The organism is Pseudoalteromonas sp. APC 3355, assembly GCF_030407615.1.
In the GTDB taxonomy this organism is placed as follows: Bacteria; Pseudomonadota; Gammaproteobacteria; order Enterobacterales; family Alteromonadaceae; genus Pseudoalteromonas; species Pseudoalteromonas distincta.
Genome location: NZ_JASDDB010000010.1, coordinates 56,989 through 79,235, shown reverse-complemented (window position 1 = coordinate 79,235; position 22,247 = coordinate 56,989). Strand labels below are relative to the sequence as shown.

At 40.8% G+C, this 22,247-nt stretch carries 21 protein-coding genes; 8 read left to right on the top strand and 13 right to left on the bottom strand.

The window, feature by feature from the left end:
- Positions 1 to 37 precede the first annotated feature (37 nt).
- The 5 genes from QMA08_RS14065 to gmk form a co-directional block, all read right to left on the bottom strand.
- On the bottom strand, positions 38 to 1,645 hold the full coding sequence (locus tag QMA08_RS14065; RefSeq protein ID WP_182692454.1) for a FapA family protein: 1,608 nt from the start codon (positions 1,643 to 1,645) through the stop codon (positions 38 to 40).
- Positions 1,646 to 1,804: 159 nt separating this feature from the next.
- Positions 1,805 to 2,197, bottom strand: a complete 393-nt coding sequence (locus QMA08_RS14060) for a RidA family protein (protein WP_039488601.1) — start codon at positions 2,195 to 2,197, stop codon at positions 1,805 to 1,807.
- A 12-nt stretch (positions 2,198 to 2,209) separates the two neighbouring features.
- Positions 2,210 to 4,315, bottom strand: coding sequence for a bifunctional GTP diphosphokinase/guanosine-3',5'-bis pyrophosphate 3'-pyrophosphohydrolase (gene spoT, locus QMA08_RS14055; protein WP_039488599.1), 2,106 nt, complete (start codon positions 4,313 to 4,315; stop codon positions 2,210 to 2,212).
- A gap of 387 nt (positions 4,316 to 4,702) precedes the next feature.
- A complete protein-coding gene (rpoZ, locus tag QMA08_RS14050) occupies positions 4,703 to 4,978 on the bottom strand; it encodes a DNA-directed RNA polymerase subunit omega (RefSeq protein WP_002958829.1) in 276 nt (91 codons plus the stop codon).
- A gap of 124 nt (positions 4,979 to 5,102) precedes the next feature.
- Positions 5,103 to 5,723, bottom strand: coding sequence for a guanylate kinase (gene gmk, locus QMA08_RS14045; RefSeq protein WP_002958830.1), 621 nt, complete (start codon positions 5,721 to 5,723; stop codon positions 5,103 to 5,105).
- A gap of 239 nt (positions 5,724 to 5,962) precedes the next feature.
- Between gmk and QMA08_RS14040 the strand changes: the two genes are divergently transcribed.
- Positions 5,963 to 7,438, top strand: coding sequence for an NAD(P)H-hydrate dehydratase (locus QMA08_RS14040; RefSeq protein ID WP_290174760.1), 1,476 nt, complete (start codon positions 5,963 to 5,965; stop codon positions 7,436 to 7,438).
- A 22-nt stretch (positions 7,439 to 7,460) separates the two neighbouring features.
- Here the strand turns inward: QMA08_RS14040 and QMA08_RS14035 are convergent, their stop codons facing one another.
- From QMA08_RS14035 to QMA08_RS14015, 5 genes are all read right to left on the bottom strand, one after another.
- Complete coding sequence (locus tag QMA08_RS14035; protein WP_182674085.1) at positions 7,461 to 7,892, bottom strand: VOC family protein; 432 nt, start codon at positions 7,890 to 7,892, stop codon at positions 7,461 to 7,463.
- 200 nt (positions 7,893 to 8,092) lie between these two features.
- Positions 8,093 to 8,503 (bottom strand): nucleoside diphosphate kinase regulator, encoded by a 411-nt coding sequence (gene rnk, locus QMA08_RS14030; RefSeq protein WP_290174759.1) that lies wholly within the window; start codon positions 8,501 to 8,503, stop codon positions 8,093 to 8,095.
- Between the two features lie 193 nt (positions 8,504 to 8,696).
- Positions 8,697 to 10,346, bottom strand: coding sequence for a chaperonin GroEL (gene groL, locus QMA08_RS14025; RefSeq protein ID WP_002958835.1), 1,650 nt, complete (start codon positions 10,344 to 10,346; stop codon positions 8,697 to 8,699).
- Between the two features lie 48 nt (positions 10,347 to 10,394).
- Positions 10,395 to 10,682 carry a co-chaperone GroES gene (locus QMA08_RS14020; RefSeq protein ID WP_002958836.1) on the bottom strand — a complete coding sequence of 96 codons (288 nt, stop codon included), beginning with the start codon at positions 10,680 to 10,682 and terminating at the stop codon, positions 10,395 to 10,397.
- 110 nt (positions 10,683 to 10,792) lie between these two features.
- Positions 10,793 to 11,269, bottom strand: coding sequence for an FxsA family protein (locus QMA08_RS14015; RefSeq protein ID WP_002958838.1), 477 nt, complete (start codon positions 11,267 to 11,269; stop codon positions 10,793 to 10,795).
- Positions 11,270 to 11,447: 178 nt separating this feature from the next.
- Here QMA08_RS14015 and cutA point away from each other — a divergent pair, with 178 nt between their 5' ends.
- The 5 genes from cutA (at position 11,448) to accC (ending at position 16,148) form a co-directional block, all read left to right on the top strand.
- Complete coding sequence (cutA, locus tag QMA08_RS14010; RefSeq protein WP_149601987.1) at positions 11,448 to 11,768, top strand: divalent-cation tolerance protein CutA; 321 nt, start codon at positions 11,448 to 11,450, stop codon at positions 11,766 to 11,768.
- Positions 11,768 to 13,597 carry a protein-disulfide reductase DsbD gene (locus tag QMA08_RS14005; RefSeq protein WP_290174758.1) on the top strand — a complete coding sequence of 610 codons (1,830 nt, stop codon included), beginning with the start codon at positions 11,768 to 11,770 and terminating at the stop codon, positions 13,595 to 13,597. The genes cutA and QMA08_RS14005 overlap by 1 nt, the downstream gene beginning before the upstream one ends.
- Before the next feature lie 228 nt (positions 13,598 to 13,825).
- The gene (gene aroQ, locus QMA08_RS14000; RefSeq protein ID WP_002958841.1) at positions 13,826 to 14,278 is read left to right on the top strand and encodes a type II 3-dehydroquinate dehydratase; all 453 of its coding nucleotides are present in this window, start codon (positions 13,826 to 13,828) and stop codon (positions 14,276 to 14,278) included.
- Between the two features lie 38 nt (positions 14,279 to 14,316).
- Positions 14,317 to 14,781, top strand: coding sequence for an acetyl-CoA carboxylase biotin carboxyl carrier protein (gene accB, locus QMA08_RS13995; protein ID WP_002958842.1), 465 nt, complete (start codon positions 14,317 to 14,319; stop codon positions 14,779 to 14,781).
- A 26-nt stretch (positions 14,782 to 14,807) separates the two neighbouring features.
- Positions 14,808 to 16,148, top strand: a complete 1,341-nt coding sequence (gene accC, locus QMA08_RS13990; RefSeq protein WP_002958843.1) for an acetyl-CoA carboxylase biotin carboxylase subunit — start codon at positions 14,808 to 14,810, stop codon at positions 16,146 to 16,148.
- Between the two features lie 208 nt (positions 16,149 to 16,356).
- Here accC and QMA08_RS13985 read toward each other — a convergent pair whose 3' ends face one another.
- Complete coding sequence (locus QMA08_RS13985; protein ID WP_024596672.1) at positions 16,357 to 17,058, bottom strand: FadR/GntR family transcriptional regulator; 702 nt, start codon at positions 17,056 to 17,058, stop codon at positions 16,357 to 16,359.
- 199 nt (positions 17,059 to 17,257) lie between these two features.
- On the opposite strand from QMA08_RS13985, the gene QMA08_RS13980 reads away from it, so the two are divergent.
- Entirely contained in the window at positions 17,258 to 18,016 is a 759-nt protein-coding gene (locus QMA08_RS13980) for an SDR family NAD(P)-dependent oxidoreductase (RefSeq protein ID WP_002958845.1), read from the top strand.
- A 3-nt stretch (positions 18,017 to 18,019) separates the two neighbouring features.
- Positions 18,020 to 18,970, top strand: a complete 951-nt coding sequence (locus QMA08_RS13975) for a 2-dehydro-3-deoxygalactonokinase (RefSeq protein ID WP_290174757.1) — start codon at positions 18,020 to 18,022, stop codon at positions 18,968 to 18,970.
- Between the two features lie 59 nt (positions 18,971 to 19,029).
- On the opposite strand, the gene glpD is transcribed toward QMA08_RS13975, so the two are convergent.
- Together glpD and glpK are read right to left on the bottom strand one after the other, a co-directional pair.
- A complete protein-coding gene (gene glpD, locus QMA08_RS13970) occupies positions 19,030 to 20,535 on the bottom strand; it encodes a glycerol-3-phosphate dehydrogenase (protein ID WP_002958847.1) in 1,506 nt (501 codons plus the stop codon).
- A gap of 211 nt (positions 20,536 to 20,746) precedes the next feature.
- Positions 20,747 to 22,246 (bottom strand): glycerol kinase GlpK, encoded by a 1,500-nt coding sequence (glpK, locus tag QMA08_RS13965; protein ID WP_290174756.1) that lies wholly within the window; start codon positions 22,244 to 22,246, stop codon positions 20,747 to 20,749.
- Between the last annotated feature and the right edge of the window lies 1 nt (position 22,247).

Below are 22,247 nucleotides of genomic sequence, written 5' to 3'. Positions count from 1 at the left end.
GTGAATAAATTTGAGTGCTCAATAGAGCACTCAGTTATTAGCTTGTTTTGAACTCTATTTCAATTTTGTTATTCAAAAGTTTAACGTTGCACGGAGGGTAATTGCGGATTGTTTTGAGTACTTTATCAAAAATATGAATCTCTACACCTGAATGCAAAACAGAATTTACCGCTAAATTAGCGTCGTTAAGTAAATCGTGTAAGTCGTGATCTAAGTTTGAAAGACGTTTTTCTAACTGCTCTGCCTGCTCACAATAATGCTTTTGAGTAGCACCAATTTTAGTAATTAATAGTTTTTTCTTTTCGGCATCCTTCACTAAATCAGTTTTTTCTAGCGCTGCTTGCAACGTGTCTAGCTGTGCATCTGTTTTAGCTAAGTCTTTAAAGCAATTATCAGTATCAGCGGTTATTTCGGCGCCAGAAGCCGCTAGGTTAATAATCATTTTAGCGCCTGATTCATTCCCAATTTCGCCAGCAATGAGGGTCGTTGCATCAAGTATTTCGCCACCAAATATTTTACCCTTAGGTAAGTCGGATTGACCAACTTGCAGTAAGCGTTTAGCTTTCATTACACAGTGGCTTGTTTGGCGATCAATAAAAATATTATTTGCTTCTAGGTAGCAATACTGTGAATGGGATACGTGAATATCACCACGTGCAATAAGCTTACAAGACAGTGATTGTTCGTCGGCTTTTTGATGGCCAATAATACCTTGTTTAACGGTGATGTTTCCGCCTGCGGTAAGCTCTCCTGATTCAACCGTGCCAAATATAGTAATATCGCCTTTGGCTGTTACTTTCATTCCAGGGTCTATATTGCGGGTAACAATAACACTGCCTTGAAAGTCAATGTGGCCGCTTTTTACGTTTACATCTGAAATGGTAAAAATATCGTCGACACGCATACCATTATTAATTTCAACCGGAACACCTGCAATAGTAGAGACTAGTTCAAGCGGATTCAGTTTTGATATTTCGGTGCCTTCGCCTGCCACTAATTGTTTATTTTCTCCGGGTTTTGCGGGCAGTATGTCACCTATTACGGTGAAGCCTTCTTTACCAGGGGTTGCTGGTTGTTGGCGAATAAGCACAGAGCCTGGCTCTACGCTTGCAAGCTTGCCAAAGTCGCGCATATCCACGCTCCCATCTTCTTTGAGCTTGGGGGTTTTTAAACGGTCTTTTAAAGTCTCTACGGTTGTTATTAGTTTAGTGGCCAAACCATCACTTGGTAGTCTGCCTTTAGCTAATACTCCCTTAACGACAGAACCCGCTGTATGCTCAAACTGTTTTTGCAGTAGCAACTCTAAAAATGCTTGCTTATAGCCACGCACAATTCCTGCTTTAACGAGTTGTTTTTTTGCATCTTCTAAACTTAATAATTTTCCGCCTTGGGCAAGGGTTAGCTCGCCAATGGCCAGCATTTTATCGTCGCTAATTGTTACATTTAAAGTGGCATTGTGTTTTGTTGCTACAACCAGAGTGTGTTGTGTGTTTTCGTTTTTAAAAAAATCATTAATAGCGTCATGATCTATTTTGCAGTCGCAAAAAGCTGACTTTTCGAGAGCCTCTAAAATAAATGCAGCGCTGGGAGGAATATGTTCTTTTACATCAAGTAAAACATTTCCATTGTTAGCAAGCTTAAACACGAGTTAATCCTTTTTTACTACTTAAGTTAAGTTTGTTTTGTAAAACACAACTACAGATTCACAGATTGCTAGAAATTCACTTATGAGTCAAGAAGTCACAGAGAACGAAGTGCTAAGAGGGAAAGAAAGGCTATAGAGAGGCTCTATAGCCTGTAATACTTAATTGGTAGAAGGAAGTTCCATTATTCCATCTATTTCAACTTGTGCACCTTTTGGTAGTGCACGAACACCTAATGCAGCTCTCGCTGGGTAAGGTTGCTTAAAGTATTGGCTCATCACTTCATTTACAGTAGCGAAGTTAGATAAATCAGTTAGATAAATATTTATTTTCACTAAATCTTGAATTTGCCCGCCTGCTTTTTCACATACCGCAGTGATATTTTTAAATACCTGATGCGTTTGCTCACTAAAGTCTTCTGAAATCATTTCCATCGTTTCTGGCACTAATGGAATTTGACCAGATAAATAAACAGCGGTGCCTACTTTAACTGCTTGGCTGTAAGTGCCAATGGCAGCAGGTGCTTTGTCGGTAGAGATAAATGCTTTATTCATGTGTTTCCTATTTTACTTTTTACGATAGACTTTTTGTACATCAGGCATAACGCGAATGCGGCGCATAATGTTAGCAACGTGGATACGGTTTTTAACGGTAACCCCTAAATCTATCACGTATAAATTACTTTCTTTTTCATCGGTGGTAATTTCTACAATATTGGCTTGGGTTGTAGTAACAACATTGGTTAATTTAGCCAGAGCCCCCTGATGATTAATAATTTCAACTCTCAGAGCTGCAATATATTCTTTCTCTGGGTTATCGTCCCATTTTACAACTAAGTATTTAGAGCGCTCATTTTCCCAGCCACGGATGTTTTTACATTCTTGGCGGTGAACGGTCAGGCCCTTACCTTGGCTTACATGAGCTGTAATAGCATCGCCAGGTACAGGTCGGCAACACTTAGAGTAATTAACTAGCATGCCCTCAGTACCAATAATGGTCGCTTTGGCTTGGCTGGTAATATCAGTTAAGTCGTCACTGTCATTTTGTAATAGGCGTTTGGCAATTAACATGCTCATTAGGTTACCAGAACCAATTTCTACAAGTAATTCAAGAAGCGTTGTTAGTTCTTGCTCCTCAAGTACTCTCGCTATATTTTCATCAGCAATGCTATCTAGTTTGTTTTCACCTAATGCTGAATCAAGTAAGCGGCGCCCTAAAAGCATAGCTTCTTCATGATGCTGGCTTCTAAGGTAATTACGAACGCCCAAACGCGCTTTACCAGTAACAATAAAGTTTAGCCATGTTGCATTAGGGTGGGCACCTGAGCTTGTTATTATCTCTATCGTTTGCCCTGTATCTAAGGGCCTACTTAAAGGGTGCGGCTTGCGATTAACGCGCGCGCCTACACAGGTGTTGCCTACATCTGTATGCACGGCATAAGCAAAATCGACTGCGGTAGCGCCCATCGGTAGCTCAACAATGCGCCCATCTGGTGTAAATACGTAAATTTCTTCTGGGAATAGCTCAGTTTTTACATTTTCAATAAATTCAAATGATGAACCCGCACTTTGCTGAAGCTCTAATAAGCTCTGCATCCATTGGCGAGCACGTTGCTGCGAAGTATTACCTGCGCCATCACCTGCTTTTTTATACATCCAATGCGCCGCTACACCTTTGTCGGCCATATGATCCATATCGTGAGTACGAATTTGAATTTCAACAGGTATACCGTGAGGACCAACTAATGAAGTATGAAGCGATTGGTAACCGTTTGTTTTTGGTACTGCAATATAATCTTTAAAGCGTGTTTCAATAGGTTTATAAAGGCTATGAGCTACACCTAATACACGATAACACGTATCCATAGAGTCAACTGCAATTCTAAACGCGTAAATATCCATAACTTCGTTAAATAGCAGTTCTTTATTAAGCATTTTTTTATAAATACTATATAAATGTTTTTCACGGCCTGACACTGTTGCTTTAATGCCTGATTCTTCAAGACGTGCTTCTATTTCATGTTGGATATTAGTAATAACTTCTTTGCGATTACCGCGTGCTTTAGCAACTTCCGATTTAAGTGCGCGATGACGCATAGGATATAAAGCTTGAAAACCTAAGTCTTCAAGTTCATTTTTAATATCGTGAATACCTAAGCGGTTTGCAATTGGTGCGTAAATTTCTAGTGTTTCACGCGCTATTCTGCGGCGCTTATCTGGGCGCAATGCGCCTAAAGTACGCATATTGTGTGTTCTATCAGCAAGCTTGATTAAAATGACTCGAATATCCTGAGTCATTGCCATAATCATTTTGCGGTAGTTTTCAGCTTGGAATTCTTTTTTATCTTTAAAGCTAAGCTTATCGAGCTTACTCACACCTTCAACTAGCTCTGCAACAGTTTCGCCAAATATCTCGGCTAAATCTTGTTGACTAAAATCAGTATCTTCAATTACATCATGCATTAGCGCGGCCATGAGCGTTTCATGGTCAAGATGCATGCCTGCAAGAATTTGGGTTACTTCTACTGGGTGCGTTATGTAAGGTTCGCCACTCGAGCGAGTTTGTCCTTCATGGGCCTCTCGGGCTACCACGTAAGATTTTTGAACCAGCTCTACATCAGCAGCGGGCAAGTATTCTGAGATTTTCTTTTTAAGACCTTCAAAAAGATACATTCACACTCCAATGTTCTAGGGCCTGTTGACCTTTCAGGATTAAAATTTGTTCAATCTAGGGGCGACTTAATTGCGGCGCGAGGTTTTTAGCCTAGCGGGCTAAGTAAAAATCGAGCAACAAAGAGTAAAGTGCCCCTAGGCAGAACCCTTTAGGCAGCGCATGTTTTGCATTTATGCTGCGTTATCGCCTATTTATGGGGAATAACCACACTACATAGGCTCTGCCTTGCCTAAATACCAAACATACTACTGCAAATTTAACCTCGAAAGATAAACAGCCCTAGTGAAGCAAATTAGGTAAGTTACGAATATACGATGAAAAGAGAGGATTGCCAACGGCTATAGTAGAAATACTGCGCCGTTGGCTAAATCAGACCGGGAGGTCGATTATTGGTTGCCACCAACAATAGCAGCAACAGCAGCTAATTCAGCTGCTTCTTGGTGTTGTTGTTCTTCACGGTCAATTAAGTCCATTGAAGAGCTATCAACTAAACCTAGTTCAATTTCACGTAAAGCAACTACCGTTGGCTTATCGTTTTCAGGGTCTACTAGTGGAGTTTTACCACCAACAGCAATTTGGCGGGCACGACGAGCCGCAACTAAAATTAAGTCAAAACGATTACCAACTGCATCTACTGCATCTTCAACTGTTACGCGGGCCATCACAGCACTCCAAAAATAATTTAAATCAAAGACGTAGTTTACTGCAAGCAGCCACTTTCGCCAATAGCCAGTGTTCAATTTTTATCAGTTTTACTTGTCTAAGCCTGATTTAAATAGACTTAAATTATTTAAGCAGGCTATTTAGTAAAACTTGATGGCGTTCTTCTTGCGCTTTTAGGGTTAAGCGCTGAGCCATTACAATCATTTCTATGTCGCCAAGCGCAGTCTCAAAGTCATCATTAACAATTACATAGTCGTATTCGTTATAATGTGATGTTTCAGATTGTGCTTTTGCCATACGAGAGGCAATAACCTCAGCCGAATCTTGGCCGCGATTATTTAAGCGTTGCTCTAACTCTTCTTTTGAAGGAGGTAGTATAAAAATAGTTTTTACGCTTGGCATTATTTCGCGCACTTGTTGCGCGCCTTGCCAATCAATATCTAAAAACACATCAATACCCGCATCAAGTTGCGACTCAATAGCCTGCTTTGATGTGCCGTAGTAATTGTCAAACACTTGGGCCCATTCAAAAAAGTCATCTTTGGCAATAAGCGCTTTAAACTCATCTGTAGATGCAAAGTGATAATGCACACCATTTTCTTCGCCTGGGCGAGGGGCGCGAGTTGTATGTGATACAGATACTTTCATATCAGCGTGTTTTTTTAATAACGCATTGATTAAGCTTGATTTACCAGCACCTGAAGGGGCTGATAAAATAAATAAGTTACCGCGAGTTTGTGCCATGCTTTTCTCTACCTAAAAATAAACAGGCTTGGATTACAAGTAAACCAAGCCTTTAATTAACTGCATTGTACTTTAATTAGCTCACCTTGCTCAAGTTAGACGTGCTCAAGTGAGCCATGCTTAAATTGAAGTGGCAGTGTTAGACTTTAAATAAAATTGCAATTTAAAATTGCCAACAGAACTAGCCGCTAGATATAAGTATTTGATAAGGTGAACTATCACCTATTAAAGGAGCCTTTATGCTTAATAAAACCTTATTTACCGCACAACAAGTAAGAGATAATGAAGCTTTAGCGGCTAAAAATAGTCATTGCGATTTATTTACCCTAATGCAGCGGGCAGGAGAGGCTGTATATAAGCAATGGCAGTTATTTGATGCGCAGCATACATTAGTCATTGTTGGCCATGGTAACAATGCTGGAGACGGTTACGTTGTAGCTAGGCTTATTATGCAATCAGGTAAAAAGGTAACAGTATGCGCTGCTGAACCCGAAAAAACATTAAAAGGTGATGCTGCAAAAGCGCAGCAGCTATGGATAGAAGCGGGTGGGGTGGTTTCTCATTTTACAAAAGATGCTCTTAATGAGTGCGATATCGTTATTGATGCGCTCCTTGGTACTGGGCTTAATAGCGCCGTGCGCGATAATTTTGCGAATATAATTAACGCTGTAAATAACAGTGGTAAGCCCGTAATAAGCATTGATATTCCATCAGGCATTGAAGCAAATACAGGACAGCCTTTAGGGTGCGCAGTACAAGCTACTTCAACCGTTACTTTTGTAGGTATAAAGCAAGGGCTCACAACGACGGCAGGTAAACAACATAGCGGTAAGTTAGTTTTTGATGATTTAGCAATTGGCGATGCGTTTACTTGTATAGCTCAATCATCAGGTACCTTGATAAATATTAATAGCTTTAAAGGAATTGCCACGCGGGCAATCAATAGTCACAAAGGCAGCCATGGTAAGCTTTTATGTGTTGGTGGTAATCAAGGTACTGCAGGTGCAATTAGATTAAGTAGTGAAGCAGCACTTAGAACGGGTGCTGGCATGGTAAGGGTGTATACACACGAAAGCTCAATAACGCCTATTAGTATTGGCAGACCAGAACTTATGGTAAGCAGTAATAACTTACATCAAGCGCTAGAGTGGGCAAGCTGCGTTGTTATTGGCCCAGGGCTTGGGCAAGATGAGTGGGCACAACAAACATTCGATGAAGTAATGCAATATTGCCAAAACAATAAAATGCTATTGGTTATAGATGCAGATGCCCTTAATTTACTCGCTAAGCAAGCTTCATCATATATGTTAGATCAATGCGTTTTGACGCCACATCCAGGCGAAGCTTCGCGACTGCTAAGTGTGAGCACCAGCGACATAGAATCAGACCGCTTTAATTATGCCCGCCTTTGCGCCAAGCGCTATAACGCGACTTGTGTATTAAAAGGCGCTGGAACATTAATAGCTAATGCCCAGCACACGTGGGTATGTGAAGATGGCAACCCAGCACTGGCAGTTGGCGGCAGTGGCGACGTACTCACTGGTATTATTGGGGCATTACTTGCTCAAGGTTTAAATATTGATGAAGCAGCACGCTATGGCGTAACACTGCACGCTAAAGCCGGTGATATCGCAAGTGAGCGAGACGGGCAAAGGGGAATGCTACCCAGTGATCTATTCCCAATTGTAAGAGAGTTAGTTAATAAAGTGACGTGAGTTTAAGCGTCACTTTACATAACTAATTATTAAGCTGTAATAAATCCCATTTTGTACCATATAGGTCTTCAAAAACCACTACGGTGCCATAGGGTTCTACTCTAGGCTCTTCGTTAAATGTAACGCCTTTAGAAAGCATTAAATTATAATCTCGCCAGAAATCATTAGTATGCAAAAATAAAAACACGCGACCACCCGTTTGATTACCAATAGCGCTAATTTGTTCGGGCGTTGTGGCTTTAGCAAGCAGTAGATTAGTCCTGCTCGAATTAGCTCTGTTTGAACAAGCCCCGTTTGAATTTGGAGGTGAAATTAATACCCAGCGTTTACCATCTCCTAAATCAGTATCCTCGACTAACTCAAAGTTGAGCTTTTGAGTATAAAATTCAATGGCATCGTCGTAGTCCTTAACAACTAATGCAATGCCGCTTATATGCTGTTGAACGTTAGTCATGTTTGGTTTACTCCGTACTATTAAATAAATGTACTTTTTATCATATTTAGTAAACGATCAAGTAAGGTATATGCTCGCAGTATGTAGCTTATTTATAGGTATAAATTAAACAGTAACAATCTGGTTTATAATAAAAAGCAAAACCCAGCCGAGGCTGGGTTTACTTTAAGTCGAGTTTTAGCGTTAAATGCATAAAATGTTTATCTGTGTAATTCGCCAGCACGTTCTGGTTGATAGGTTACTTCTTTTATTTTTACCTTTATTAAGCCACTCGGTTTAGGCCACTCAATTTCGTCGCCTTGGTTTAGTCCAAGTAATGCGCTACCAACGGGGGATAATATCGATATTTTATCGCCGCTAGAGTCACTGTTTTTTGGGTACACTAAGGTTAACGTAAATTCTTCTTTAGAAGACTCAACAATAAAGTTTACAGTTGAGTTCATTGTTACAACTGACGATGGCATATCTTTAGGTTCGACTATTGTCGCTCGTGCCAGTTCAGCTTCCAATTCTTCTTTATTAGCAAAGCTACCTGCAGGCAATGATTCCATTAAGTCATACAATCTATCTGCATCGAGTGATGAGATGATTAGTTCAGGTTTTTTATTCATCTTAATATCCTTAATAATTTTTAATAAATAAAATTAACTCTGAGTATGGCTTGGCATGCATTTAAGAAGCAAAGGGATACGCGAAGTCATTTTATTAATTAGCCACACCTGTGGCTTTTACTTTATTTGTGCCCAATAGCTAAAAACCCAGCCGAAGCTGGGTTTTTATTTGGGCTAGGTGTTTAGGGGATGATTACATCATGCCGCCCATACCACCCATTCCGCCCATGCCACCCATATCAGGTGCACCAGCAGATTCGTCTTTAGGGATTTCAGCTACCATTGCTTCAGTAGTGATCATTAGACCCGCAATAGACCCTGCAAACTGTAGCGCAGAGCGTGTTACTTTAGTTGGATCTAGGATACCCATTTCAATCATGTCGTTGTATTCGCCAGTTGCTGCGTTGTAACCGTAGTTACCATCGCCGCCTTTAACTGCGTTAATTACAACTGATGCTTCGTCGCCTGCGTTAGTTACGATTTGACGAAGTGGTGCTTCCATCGCACGAAGTGCAACTTTAATACCGTGGTTTTGATCTTCGTTGTCGCCAACTAAATCAACTAGCTTGCTAGCAGCACGTACAAGTGCAACACCGCCGCCAGGTACTACGCCTTCTTCAACCGCTGCACGAGTTGCATTTAATGCATCTTCAACGCGGTCTTTTTTCTCTTTCATTTCGATTTCAGTAGCAGCACCTACTTTGATTACTGCAACACCGCCAGCTAGCTTAGCCATGCGCTCTTGAAGTTTTTCTTTATCGTAGTCTGATGTTGCTTCTTCAATTTGTGCTTTAATTTGAGAAACACGACCAGTAATACCTGCTTCTTCACCAGCACCATCAATGATAGTTGTATCATCTTTAGTGATAATTACGCGTTTAGCTGTACCTAGGTCTTCAACTGTTGCTTTTTCAAGCTCTAAGCCGATTTCTTCAGAAATAACAGTACCGCCAGTCAATACAGCGATATCTTGTAGCATTGCTTTACGGCGATCGCCAAAGCCAGGTGCTTTAACCGCTGATACTTTAACAATACCGCGCATATTATTAACTACTAATGTAGCTAGTGCTTCGCCTTCAAGGTCTTCTGCAATGATTAGTAGTGGTTTACTTGCTTTAGCAACCGCTTCTAATGTTGGTAATAATTCACGGATGTTAGATATTTTTTTATCTACAAGTAGAATAAATGGGTTATCTAGCTCAACAGTGCCTTTTTCTGGGCTGTTGATAAAGTAAGGAGATAAGTAACCACGGTCAAACTGCATGCCTTCAACAACATCTAGTTCGTTTTCAAGTGATTGACCTTCTTCTACAGTAATAACACCACTGTTGCGGCCTACTTTTTCCATTGCTTGAGCAATGATATTACCAATCTCTTGATCAGAGTTAGCTGAAATAGTACCTACTTGTGCAATTGCTTTAGTATCAGAACAAGGAACAGATAACGCTTTAAGCTCTGCAACAGCAGCAATAACTGCTTTGTCGATGCCGCGCTTAAGATCCATTGGATTCATGCCTGCTGCAACAGCTTTAAGGCCTTCATTTACAATAGACTGTGCAAGTACTGTAGCGGTAGTTGTACCATCGCCGGCTGCATCATTTGCTTTAGATGCAACTTCTTTAACCATTTGTGCGCCCATGTTCTCAAACTTGTCTTCAAGTTCGATTTCTTTTGCTACAGATACACCATCTTTAGTGATAACTGGAGAGCCAAATGATTTGTCTAGTACAACGTTACGGCCTTTAGGACCTAATGTAACTTTTACTGCGTTTGCCAGGATGTTTACGCCAGTTAGCATTTTAGCGCGTGCGTCACCTGCAAAAAGTACTTCTTTTGCTGCCATGTTTTAAATTCCTCTAAATTCTTAAATGTTTATAAACGAAAAGTAGGTTTAGCCTACAATGCCTAAAATATTATCTTCACGCATGATCAGGTACTCTTGACCTTCGATCTTTTCAACTTTTTCAACATATGAGCCAAATAACACAGTGTCACCGGCTTTAACTTCTAACGCTCTCACGTCACCGTTATCTAAAACGCGACCATTACCTACGGCTACAACTTCTCCGCGAGTTGATTTTTCAGCTGCAGAGCCAGTTAATACAATACCGCCAGCAGATTTTGTTTCTTCTTCTAGACGTTTAACGATTACGCGATCTTGTAAAGGACGAATGTTCATGTTTTTTAGTTCTCCTAACAGTTTCTGAACAGTACAGAAAAAAGCTTTTCTAATTTGCATTCATTAATGGGGGTAGAGTGTAAAATTCCAAGAGAAAAAATGATAAATTTTTAATCTTTTCGCTCATATTCGCCATCAATAGTCGTTGGTCGTTCCATTTGCCCTTGCTCTCGTTCAGCATGTTGCTGCCCAGCAAACGGCGATGGCCCTTGTTGCCTACCTGCGCTCATTCTAACAGTTGCTTGGCTAGCAAGGCCTGCGGCCAGTTTGTTACGAATTGCAGGCGTTAATAATAGTAACCCAAACACGTCGGTCATAATGCCAGGAGTAAGTAATAATACCCCTGCAATTACAACGCATATTCCGGTAAATAATTCTTTGGCTGGCATTTGCCCTTGCGCCATTTGCGCTTGTACGTTTTGCAGCGCACCCATACCTTGTGTTTTAACCATTTTGGCACCTAAAATCGCGGTAATAACAACAAGTGCAATTGTTGCAAATCCGCCAATCACATCGCTTACTTGAATCAGTAAGGCGATTTCGATAATAGGGATGATGATAAACAACACAAATAAAAATCTAAACATAGCGCTCTCTAAATAATGACACTCAAAAGAGTTGATGAAATATAAATGAGGGTGACTAGGTCTCTTTTCAAGGTTAGGGCATAGGTATAGTCATTTTACTGATATTTAAGCGTCTACACATTGTATCGGCTATCAGATACTATGAAGCTAGACACTGTCCAATAAGAATAGGTTCATAATGACTACGCATTTTAAAATGATTTTTACGACCTGCAAAGACGAAGCAGAAGCACGCAGCCTAGCAAGGGCGTTGGTAGAAAAAAAGCTAGCAGCTTGTGTAAATATTTTACCTAACATGGGCTCTATTTATATGTGGGAGGGCGAAGTAGCAGAAGCAACTGAAGCCAAGCTACTTATAAAAACAAAAGCAGATAAAATGAACGATGTATTTTTAACAATAAAAGATCTACATAGCTACGAAGTGCCGGAGATTCAGGTTGTAGAAGTTTCAACTGGTAATTTGGCATATTTTAATTGGATGGACGAGGTACTGAATTAATGCGTTTTTTCTTTTTATTGTTGGTTACATTATTAACCGTACCCGTAAAGGCTGCGACTAATAATGTGCTTGGTGATCTACTTGGGCCTCCGCAACAGACTTTTTTATCTGTAGACCAAGCGTTTGTTTTTGATTTTGACCAACAAGGCAGTACCTTGTTTGTAGGTTGGGATATAGCACCAGACTATTATTTATATAAAAAGAAAATAGAAATTATCGCCAAAGGTGCAAACATTCAAGTAGGCGACTCTGGCAGTGGCGAAATTATTGAAGATGAATTTTTTGGTAAAACAGAGGTTTTTTTTAACTCCGCGAGTGTTATTAGTAAGCTAAGTAATGTAACCGAAGGCGCCGTGGTTAAAGTTCGTTACCAAGGCTGTGCAAAAGCAGGGCTTTGCTATCCACCAGAAGTAATTAGCATCCCACTTAGTGTTATTAGTGGCGCACAGATTAAAAATGTAGATCAAAATAGCGCCACCGATGAAGCGGCAACTGCGCAAAGTACACTTGCAGCACTCAACGAGCCAACTACTGAACCTCCAACAAATTCGGATGATGCCGAAAAAGAGCTTACTTTTACTGAACAGTTAGCAAGTCAGGGCTTAATAACTAATTTACTCATATTTTTTGTTGTTGGTGTAGGCCTTGCTTTTACGCCCTGCGTATTCCCTATGTTTCCTATTTTGTCGAGCTTAATTGCGGGTCAGCAAAACCTTTCAACTAAAAAAGCGTTTGCGTTGTCGTTTGTATATATACAAGGTATGGCAGTTACCTATGCAGCGCTTGGTTTAGTTGTTGCGGCGCTTGGTGGGCAAGTTCAGGGGTATTTACAGCATCCATTTGTACTAGTTAGCTTTAGTTTACTATTTGTATTATTGGCTATGTCGATGTTTGGTTGGTACGAAATAAAACTGCCAAGCAGTATGATGAGCAAGCTAACTCAGGTAAGTAACAACCAAAAAGGCGGCAACTACGTTGGCGTATTTTTAATGGGCGTACTGTCGGGATTAATAGCATCACCGTGTACTACTGCGCCACTGTCGGCAGCGCTCTTATTTGTAGCGCAAAGTGGTGATTACTTAGTAGGTGGTTTAACGCTATACGTGCTTAGTTTAGGTATGGGGTTACCACTTTTATTACTTGGTACATCTGGTGGTAAATTACTGCCTAAAGCCGGTGGTTGGATGGAGCAAGTTAAAACTTTGTTTGGCTTTGTAATGCTTGTTGTGCCGCTTATATTACTTGAGCGACTAGTAAGCGCCGACATTATATTATTAATGGCTGGTGTGCTTGCATTAGCAACGGCACTTTACCTACATCACTGGCAAAGTAGCCAAACACAAAGCAAGTTAAAAACTGTATTATGGTTTGCTGCAACGCTATTAGTTATGACTGGTTTTACGTTAACTAAAAACTACTTTTGGCCAGTACAAGCTGCGCAAGTAAGCTCACAAAGTAATGAGTTTAAAAAGGTGGCGGATTTAGCTGAGCTAAAAGAAGCCGTAGCGCAAGCGAATAATGAAGGTCGAATGGTTATGGTCGACTTATATGCTGACTGGTGTGTGGCGTGTAAAGAGTTTGAGCATTACACGTTTCCAGATGCCAAAGTGCAAAGTGAATTTAGCCATTATCAGCTAATTCAAGTTGATTTAACTAACAGTGACAATAAAACAATTGAGTTAATGGAAGAGTACACCGTGTTTGGTTTACCTAGTATTTTGTTTTTTAACACCCAAGGTAAAGAGCTAACTACACAACGTGTAACCGGCTTTTTAAACGCAGAAGATTTTGCTAAACACCTTGCTACAGTGCGCGCCAGCGCACAATAATAGTGCAATAGAGCCACTTGGATATACCAAGTGGCTTACGACTCCCTCCTAGTTATTTGTTCCCAAAATAGAGATTGGACCAGTATTTTGCTGCTATTTACATCGAAATCACTATAATAGTTGGTTAACGTGAGAATTTGTTGCTACATTACTTTTTTCTGCTTACTTAAAAGCGAAAAACTACTTAGCAACCGCTTAACTCATTACTTATAGGATATATCGCGTATTATGGCTGCAAAATTTAACCTTTTAGTTATAAATGGTCCAAATTTGAACATGCTTGGCAAGCGTGAACCGGATAAATACGGTTTTCAAACGCTAAGTGAAATTATGAGCGAACTAACCAGTGCCGCTGATAGTCTAGATGTTGAGTTAGCACATTTTCAAAGTAATAGTGAGCAAGCCCTCATTGAGCGAATACACAGTGCTTGGCAAGCGGTTGATTACATAATAATTAACCCTGCTGCATTTACGCATACAAGCGTTGCATTACGTGATGCATTGCTAAGTGTTGATATTCCGTTTTTTGAAGTGCACTTAAGTAATGTGCACGCACGTGAAGCCTTTCGTCATCATTCGTATTTTTCTGATGTGGCACAAGGCGTGATATGTGGATTAGGTGCAATGGGTTACCACGCAGCATTAAATGCCGCTGTGAGCCGGTTGAAAAACTCGATTTAATTTTAAATTAACACACAAACAAATAGGCGGGTCGTGTAATGGATATTCGCAAGATAAAGAAGCTTATCGAATTAGTAGAAGAATCAGGTATTGCTGAGCTAGAAATCACTGAAGGTGAAGAATCAGTACGTATTAACCGTAACAACATGAGCGCAGGCCCTGGTTACCCGCAATTTGCTCCACAGCAATATGCACCGGCGCCAGCAGCCCCAGCTCCAGTTGCAGCAGCTCCTGTAGCAGTTGAAGCAGCAGCTCCAGCAGAACCTACTGGCCATCAAGTTAAATCACCAATGGTTGGATCTTTCTATGCAGCAGCGTCTCCTGAAGCTCCAGCGTATGTAGAAGTTGGTCAGCAAGTTAAAGTTGGCGATACGCTTTGTATTATCGAAGCTATGAAAATGATGAACCAAATTGAGTCAGATAAAGCCGGTACAGTAAGAGCTATCTTAGCTGAAAATGGCGAGCCAATAGAATTTGATCAACCTCTATTCATCATTGAATAATAGCGTAACCTAAAAGGCCAACTCTAATGTTAGATAAAGTAGTCATTGCAAACCGAGGTGAAATTGCACTTCGTATATTGCGCGCCTGCAAAGAGCTTGGGATCAAAACGGTTGCTGTGCATTCAACGGCGGATCGCGATCTTAAGCATGTATTGCTTGCAGATGAAACCATCTGTATTGGTAGACCATCAGCAACTGAAAGTTATTTAGATATCCCGCGCATTATTGCTGCGGCTGAAATAACTGACGCTGTAGCGATTCATCCAGGTTACGGTTTCCTTGCAGAAAACGCTGATTTTGCCGACCAAGTTGAGCAAAGTGGTTTTGTATTTATTGGTCCAAAAGGTGACACTATTCGCCTTATGGGTGATAAAGTTTCTGCTATTTCAGCAATGCGTAAAGCAGGCGTTCCATGTGTACCAGGGTCTGATGGTCCGGTATCAGATGATAAAGAACGTAACATGCAAATCGCTAAACGAATCGGTTACCCGGTAATCATCAAAGCCGCTGGTGGCGGTGGTGGTCGTGGTATGCGTGTTGTTCGTAGCGAATCTGAACTTATTGATTCAATTGCATTAACACAGCAAGAAGCTAAGCAGTTCTTTGGTAATAGCATGGTGTACATGGAGAAATTCCTTGAAAACCCACGCCATATCGAAGTTCAAGTATTAGCAGATGGCCAAGGTAATGCAGTACATTTAGGTGAACGTGATTGTTCTATGCAACGTCGTCACCAAAAAGTAGTTGAAGAAGCACCAGCGCCAGGTATTACTGCAGAAACACGTAAATTTATTGGTGAACGCTGTACACGTGCATGTATCGAAATCGGTTACCGCGGTGCAGGTACGTTTGAGTTTTTATACGAAAACGGCGAGTTTTACTTCATCGAAATGAATACACGTATTCAGGTTGAACACCCTGTAACTGAAATGGTTACTGGTATTGATTTAATCAAAGAGCAGTTAAAAATTGCTGCGGGTCAACCATTATCATTCACGCAAGACGACGTTGTTATTCGTGGTCATGCTATTGAGTGTCGTATTAATGCTGAAGACCCTGAAACGTTTATCCCTTCACCGGGTAAAATTACACGTTTCCATCCTGCTGGTGGCTTAGGTATTCGTTGGGACAGCCATATTTACGCTGACTATACGGTTCCACCACATTACGATTCAATGATTGGTAAGTTAATCACTTACGGTGAAAACCGTGACGTAGCTATTGCCCGCGCGCGCAATGCACTTAACGAGCTAGTAATTGACGGAATTAAAACTAATACTCCTTTGCATAAGAGAATTCTTGCAGATGAAAACTTCCAAAATGGTGGTACTAACATCCACTATCTTGAGAAGAAATTAGGATTGTAATTCTAGCCTGTAAAAAGGCGTTTTATCTTAGTTAATAACCCGAGTTATTTAGCTGATTTAAATAATTAAAAATCCGATATCAGGAGACTGATATCGGATTTTTTAATGCCTGTAATTTAAGTTTTATAGGCAATAAAAAAGTCCATAAAATATACTGCAAAGAGTAAATTCTATGGACTCAATATTTATATAATATGTTGAACTAACATTACACTAATTTAGATTCAATTAACTGTAGTGCTTCTTCTAAAATTGTTTCTACTGCTTTTTTAGCGCGCTCAGGGTCGCGTGACTTTATGGTCTCTAAAATATCAGCGTGCTTAGCAACATCTGCGCCCGGTACACCTTTAATGTGGTTTGTATAACGAATACTTACTCTAAGAGCTGTACTAATAAACTCAGTTAACTGCACAAAAAAGCGATTATTACTGGCAACTAATATGCTGGTATGAAAAGCAATGTCGGCTTCTAGTGGGTCGTCTAAGCCTTCGTCTGCTTCAGCCATACGGGCTAAGGCACTATCTATATCAGCGAGTTGTTCAGCAGTTGCATTTAGCGCAGCAAGAGCGGCCGCTTGTGGTTCAAGGGCTACGCGTACTTGAGTAAACTCTTTTAATAACGACAGTGATGGCTTACTGCTTAAAATCCAACGTAGTACGTCGGTATCAAACATGTTCCAGCTACTTTCAGGTAATACACGAATACCTTGCTTAGGACGCGATGAAATTAACCCTTTAGCAGAGAGCATTTTTACCGCTTCGCGGGTAGCGCTGCGACTTACATCATACTTTATACATAAATCGGCTTCAGAAGGCAGGCCTTCGCTTACAGGGTAAACACCACGCACAATAGCAAAACCCAAATCGTGGGTTAGTTGTTGTGTTAAATTTTGACGGGGTTGGCTTTTCATTGCGCAGGATTCCGAGTTGATATATTGCTTTATTATATATCATATATCATATTAATGTACTTAAGGATATGATATAAACTTTTAATTAGTTAAATATTTTAGCACAGCAATAACAACTTAGTTTGGCTCTTTATACTGTAAATGTAAGTTTATAAAGGGTTTAATTAAAATTGAAAATGCGCTGTATGGAGAGTTGAATTTGAACACCCTAGCTCAATATCATAGTCTTTCTGGTAAAGTTATTTTTATTACAGGCGGTGCATCAGGCATTGGTAGAGCAATGGTTAAATCCTTTGTAAACCAAAATGCAAAAGTAGCATTTATAGATATTGATGATAAGGCAGCGCAATCGCTTATTCGTGATTTACCCAATGCAAAACTATGGTATAGGCAAGTTGATGTAACTGACTCTCATGCACTTCAGCAATCACTTGTGGATGCATGCGCCGCTTTTGGTGCCATTAATGTACTAGTTAATAATGTAGCGAACGATCGCCGTCAAGCAAGCGAAGACGTTACAGTGCAAGACTGGGATCAGTGCTTACAAATAAACTTAAACCCTGCATTTTTTGCCTCTCAAGTTGCTATGTCTTTTATGAAGGGCGATGGAGCGGGCAGTATCATTAACTTTAGTTCTATTAACGCTATTATGGGGCAACCTCAAATGGCAGGCTATGTAACCGCAAAAGCAGGCCTAATAGGTATGACTAAGGCACTGGCTCGCGATTACGGCGAGTTTGGTATTCGCGTTAACGCTATTTTACCAGGGTGGGTGGCTACCGACCGTCAACTAGCAAGCTGGTTTACCGAAGAAGAGCAAGTTAAGTGGATGGAAGCCATGGCACTTAAAAAATTAGTAACTCCTGAAGATGTTGCTAATTTGGCACTCTTTTTAGCCGCCGATGAAAGCAGTATGATCACCGGGCAAAGTATTAAAATTGACGGTGGGAGGCTTTAAAGCTTGGCTACTTCATCTCTTTTTATTGCTGTTGACTGGGGCACGAGCCATTTACGCGCTTATTTGTGCGAAGTACGAGCGCAATCAACACTTGAACTATTAGCACAACGTGATGGCCCTGGTGTTGTTAAGGCAAATCAAAATTTTGAGCAAACCCTAATCGACACCATTGCAGTGTGGAAGCAAGAGTATGGCAGCTTACCTATATATATTGCTGGGCAAATTACCTCAAGCATCGGCTGGCACGAAACGCCTTATTTAGAATGCCCGATTAATCCCGAAGGGTTACTTAATGCTGCTGTTAGCTTTGATTGCGATGGACATATTATTAAAGCGTTACCTGGCACAAAGTGTACGCTGCAAAATGGCTTGTTTGATGTAATGCGTGGCGAAGAGCTGCAAATTTTAGGGTTTTTAAAGCAAAATCCACAGTATCAACAAGGTAAAATATTACTCTGTTTGCCTGGCACACATACCAAATGGGTGCTTATAAACAATGGCGAAATCATTTGCTTTAAAACAGCCATGACCGGTGAGTTATATGATTTGTTATGTCATCAAAGTGTTTTAATTCCTAACGACTGCGCAGAAGGTGAGTTTGACTTTAAAGCATTTGAGCAAGGCTGTGAGCTAACTTTAGGTAGTGATAGCGGTAACTTGGCACATGGTATTTTTAGTGTGCGTACCCGCCAGCTTTCAAAGGAGTTAACGCCAGTACAAGCTAAAGCCTATTTGTCGGGTGTATTAATTGGCAGCGATGTACGAGCAGCTCGCCACGCTAGTGAATGGCAATTATTAAGTGATACACAAGTTGTGGTGATTGGCACAAAGCAGCTGAATAAGTGTTTTACTACGGCGCTTAACCAAATAGGTGTGAAGTGTGTTGAGTTTGATATTAAAACAGCGACGCTTAGCGGCTTTAATTATTTATTTAATTTAGAGTCAAAAAAATAAACCCCTTTATAACGGTTAAATTATAAAGGGGTTAGCAGGAAGCTATTATAACTGAATAATTAAGCGCTTTTAGCTGCTTGGTTATGCTCAATATAATCATTAAGCGCAGCAACTTGCGCCTCATTAAAACGTAGTCCTAATTTACTGCGGCGCCATAAAATATTGTATGCGTTTTCTGCCCACTCTTCATTTAGCAAGTAATCTACTTCTGCTGCAAATAAACCATGGCCAAAATCTTGGCCTAAATCACTCAACCCAGTTGCACTACCTAATATATGTTTAGCACGAGTACCATAAGTGCGTACAAAACGTTTAAGTGTTATTTCAGGTAGCCATTCGTATTTTGCTTTTAGCTCTGATTTAAGTGCTTCTACAGAGCTAAAATCACCACCAGGGAGCGGACTATGTTTGGTCCACGCATTGCTCATTTGCGGATAAAAATCTTCAAGCTTATTAACCGCAGCTTCGGCAAGTTTGCGATAAGTTGTAATTTTTCCGCCAAACACACTCAGTAGAGGTGTTTGTTTAGCATCACTCGAAAGCTCTAATTTATAATCGCGAGTAACGGCTTGTGCATTAACTGATTCGTCATCAAGTAATGGGCGTACACCAGAAAAGGTATGTACTATGTCTTCGCGTTTAATCGGTTGTTTAAAGTAGGTATTAGTAATATCAATTAAGTAATCAATTTCTTCATCACTAATTTTAACGTCTTGTGCTTCACCTTTGTGTTCTACATCGGTTGTGCCAATAAGTGAGAAGTCATCTTCAAACGGAATAACAAACACAATACGCTGATCTTTATTTTGTAAAATATAAGCTTGTTTTTCATCGTGAATACGAGGCACTACAATGTGGCTACCTTTTACAAGGCGAATATTTTGTGGTGATTTTTCTGTTAGTGCTTCGTCAAATAATTTAGCTACCCAAGGACCCGCAGCATTAACAATCCCTTTGGCAGAAATGGTGTATTTAGCTTTACTCTTTTGCTGCTCAAGCGTTACCTGCCATTTACCTTGCTCACGTTTAGCATTTACACACTTAGTTTGCGTGGTAATAACGGCGCCTTTTTGCTGCGCTGCTAGGGCGTTTAAAACGACTAGGCGAGAGTCATCAACCCAGCCATCTGAGTATTCAAAACCTTTAGTAATAGAGGGTTCTAAAACGCTATTTTCACCAAATTTAATGCTTCGAGAACCCGCTAGTGTTTCGCGTTTTGCTAGGTTGTCATACATGAACAAGCCAATACGAATCATCCAAGCAGGGCGCAGGTGTTTTTGATGCGGCAATCTAAAGGTTAGCGGCCACATAATATGAGGTGCGTTTTTAAGTAGCACTTCACGCTCTGCTAAGGCCTCTTTTACTAATCTAAATTCGTAGTGCTCAAGGTAGCGCAGACCGCCGTGGATCAGCTTAGAACTGTTTGAAGAAGTTGCACAGGCAAGGTCTGATTGTTCGCACAATAGAACCTTTAACCCTCTGCCAGCTGCATCAGCTGCTATTCCAGTGCCGTTTACACCGCCACCGATGACTAGTAAGTCATATTCGTTATCTGCTAATTCCACCGAGCTAACCTTTTTATTTGTAATATAAATAAGACATAAGCATCATAAAGCTGCTGTTTTCATTTGACAATAGAAAACCCAGATTTTTATTCGTTAATTTTGACGCCAATCCATTTTCAATTTTAAGCAGTAAAGCATGCCTTTTAAATCTAGCATTTAGCTAAGTTAAAAAAGCAAAGTGGCTAAAGTATTAGCCTTAGCCACTTAGTATTTACTGCGGGCAGTTTTTATTCGTTAAGCAGACTTGAGCTACGCAGTGCTGCCATTTTGCGTATAGATCGTTACGCTCGTCGGCACTCATGGTGGGCTCAAAGCGACGGTCGCATGTCCACATTTTAGATAACTGTTCAGTCGACTCGTACACACCTGCTTGCAAGCCCGCTAAATAAGCGACCCCTAAAGAAGTGGTTTCGGTCACTGTTGGTCGCTCAACTGTTGCACCTAAAATGTTTGATAAAAAGGTCATAACCCAATTATTTTTTACCATACCGCCATCTACACGAAGCACACTTGGGCGAAGGCCATCACGCTCCATCGCTTTTTGTAAATCTTTGGTCTGGTAACCAACTGATTGCAAAGCAGCCGCAACAATAGTGCTAATACCAGAGTCGCGTGTTAGCCCTAAAATAGCGCCACGCGCATTAGGGTCCCAGTAAGGAGCGCCTAAACCCGTAAACGAAGGCACTAAAAATACACCATGATCGAGCGGTACATCTTTAACCATCGACTCACTTTCGCCAGCATGGCTAAGTAGCTTTAAGCCTTCAACAATCCACTGCATAGTTGCGCCAGCCATAAATATACTGCCTTCAATGGCGTAAGTTGGCTTGCCGTTTAATCTGTAGGCAACAGTGGTCAATAAGCGGTTTTCTGAGGTCAGTGCTTTTTCGCCAGTGTTAAGCATTAAAAAACAGCCAGTACCGTAAGTACTTTTAGCCATGCCTTGTTCAAAACATGCGTGTCCTACAAGCGCAGCTTGTTGATCGCCTGCAATACCACAAACACGAATTGGCGCGCCAAAAATATCAGCGCTGGTTGAACCAAACTCGTCAGCTGAATCCATTACTTCTGGCAGCATAGATTCTGGAATATCGAATAACTCTAAAAGCTCTTGATCCCACTGCTGGGTGTGAATATTAAATAACATGGTGCGCGATGCATTGGTTGCATCGGTGCGGTGCTCTTTACCGCCTGTTAGCTGCCAAAGTAGGTAAGTGTCTACCGTACCGAAGGCGAGTTCGCCCGCAAGGGCTTGTTCGCGTGCGCCTTCAACGTTATCTAAAATCCAACGAACTTTAGTGGCTGAAAAATAAGGGTCGAGCAGTAAGCCTGTTTTATCGCTTATCGTTTGGCAAAGTTCATCAGTTGTTAGGCTTTCGCAATAGTCACTGGTGCGACGGTCTTGCCATACAATAGCGTTATAAATTGTTTTGCCGGTTTTTTTGTTCCATACCAAAGTGGTTTCGCGCTGATTGGTGATACCAATGGCAATAATTTCTTCAGGCTTTACATTGTTTTTAGTTAACACTTCGCGACTAGTGCTAAGCACTGTTTGCCAAATATCGTTAGGGTCGTGTTCTACCCAACCATTTTGTGGAAAATGCTGCGAAAATTCTTGTTGTGCTGTACCAAAAACGTCTGCATCTTTTGTAAACAAGATGGCCCGAGAGCTTGTGGTTCCTTGATCAATTGAGAGTATGTATTTGGACATG

What these genes read in the sequence shown, in the direction of transcription:
- QMA08_RS14020 (WP_002958836.1), bottom strand. Translation starts at nt 10,682, where the DNA reads ATGAACATTCGTCCTTTACAAGATCGCGTAATCGTTAAACGTCTAGAA.
- accB (WP_002958842.1), top strand. Translation starts at nt 14,317, where the DNA reads ATGGATATTCGCAAGATAAAGAAGCTTATCGAATTAGTAGAAGAATCA.
- aroQ (WP_002958841.1), top strand. Translation starts at nt 13,826, where the DNA reads ATGGCTGCAAAATTTAACCTTTTAGTTATAAATGGTCCAAATTTGAAC.
- QMA08_RS14035 (WP_182674085.1), bottom strand. Translation starts at nt 7,892, where the DNA reads ATGACTAACGTTCAACAGCATATAAGCGGCATTGCATTAGTTGTTAAG.
- QMA08_RS14005 (WP_290174758.1), top strand. Translation starts at nt 11,768, where the DNA reads ATGCGTTTTTTCTTTTTATTGTTGGTTACATTATTAACCGTACCCGTA.
- rnk (WP_290174759.1), bottom strand. Translation starts at nt 8,503, where the DNA reads ATGAATAAAAAACCTGAACTAATCATCTCATCACTCGATGCAGATAGA.
- glpK (WP_290174756.1), bottom strand. Translation starts at nt 22,246, where the DNA reads ATGTCCAAATACATACTCTCAATTGATCAAGGAACCACAAGCTCTCGG.
- cutA (WP_149601987.1), top strand. Translation starts at nt 11,448, where the DNA reads ATGACTACGCATTTTAAAATGATTTTTACGACCTGCAAAGACGAAGCA.
- QMA08_RS13985 (WP_024596672.1), bottom strand. Translation starts at nt 17,058, where the DNA reads ATGAAAAGCCAACCCCGTCAAAATTTAACACAACAACTAACCCACGAT.
- groL (WP_002958835.1), bottom strand. Translation starts at nt 10,346, where the DNA reads ATGGCAGCAAAAGAAGTACTTTTTGCAGGTGACGCACGCGCTAAAATG.
- QMA08_RS14015 (WP_002958838.1), bottom strand. Translation starts at nt 11,269, where the DNA reads ATGTTTAGATTTTTATTTGTGTTGTTTATCATCATCCCTATTATCGAA.
- accC (WP_002958843.1), top strand. Translation starts at nt 14,808, where the DNA reads ATGTTAGATAAAGTAGTCATTGCAAACCGAGGTGAAATTGCACTTCGT.
- rpoZ (WP_002958829.1), bottom strand. Translation starts at nt 4,978, where the DNA reads ATGGCCCGCGTAACAGTTGAAGATGCAGTAGATGCAGTTGGTAATCGT.
- spoT (WP_039488599.1), bottom strand. Translation starts at nt 4,315, where the DNA reads ATGTATCTTTTTGAAGGTCTTAAAAAGAAAATCTCAGAATACTTGCCC.
- QMA08_RS14040 (WP_290174760.1), top strand. Translation starts at nt 5,963, where the DNA reads ATGCTTAATAAAACCTTATTTACCGCACAACAAGTAAGAGATAATGAA.
- gmk (WP_002958830.1), bottom strand. Translation starts at nt 5,723, where the DNA reads ATGGCACAAACTCGCGGTAACTTATTTATTTTATCAGCCCCTTCAGGT.
- QMA08_RS14060 (WP_039488601.1), bottom strand. Translation starts at nt 2,197, where the DNA reads ATGAATAAAGCATTTATCTCTACCGACAAAGCACCTGCTGCCATTGGC.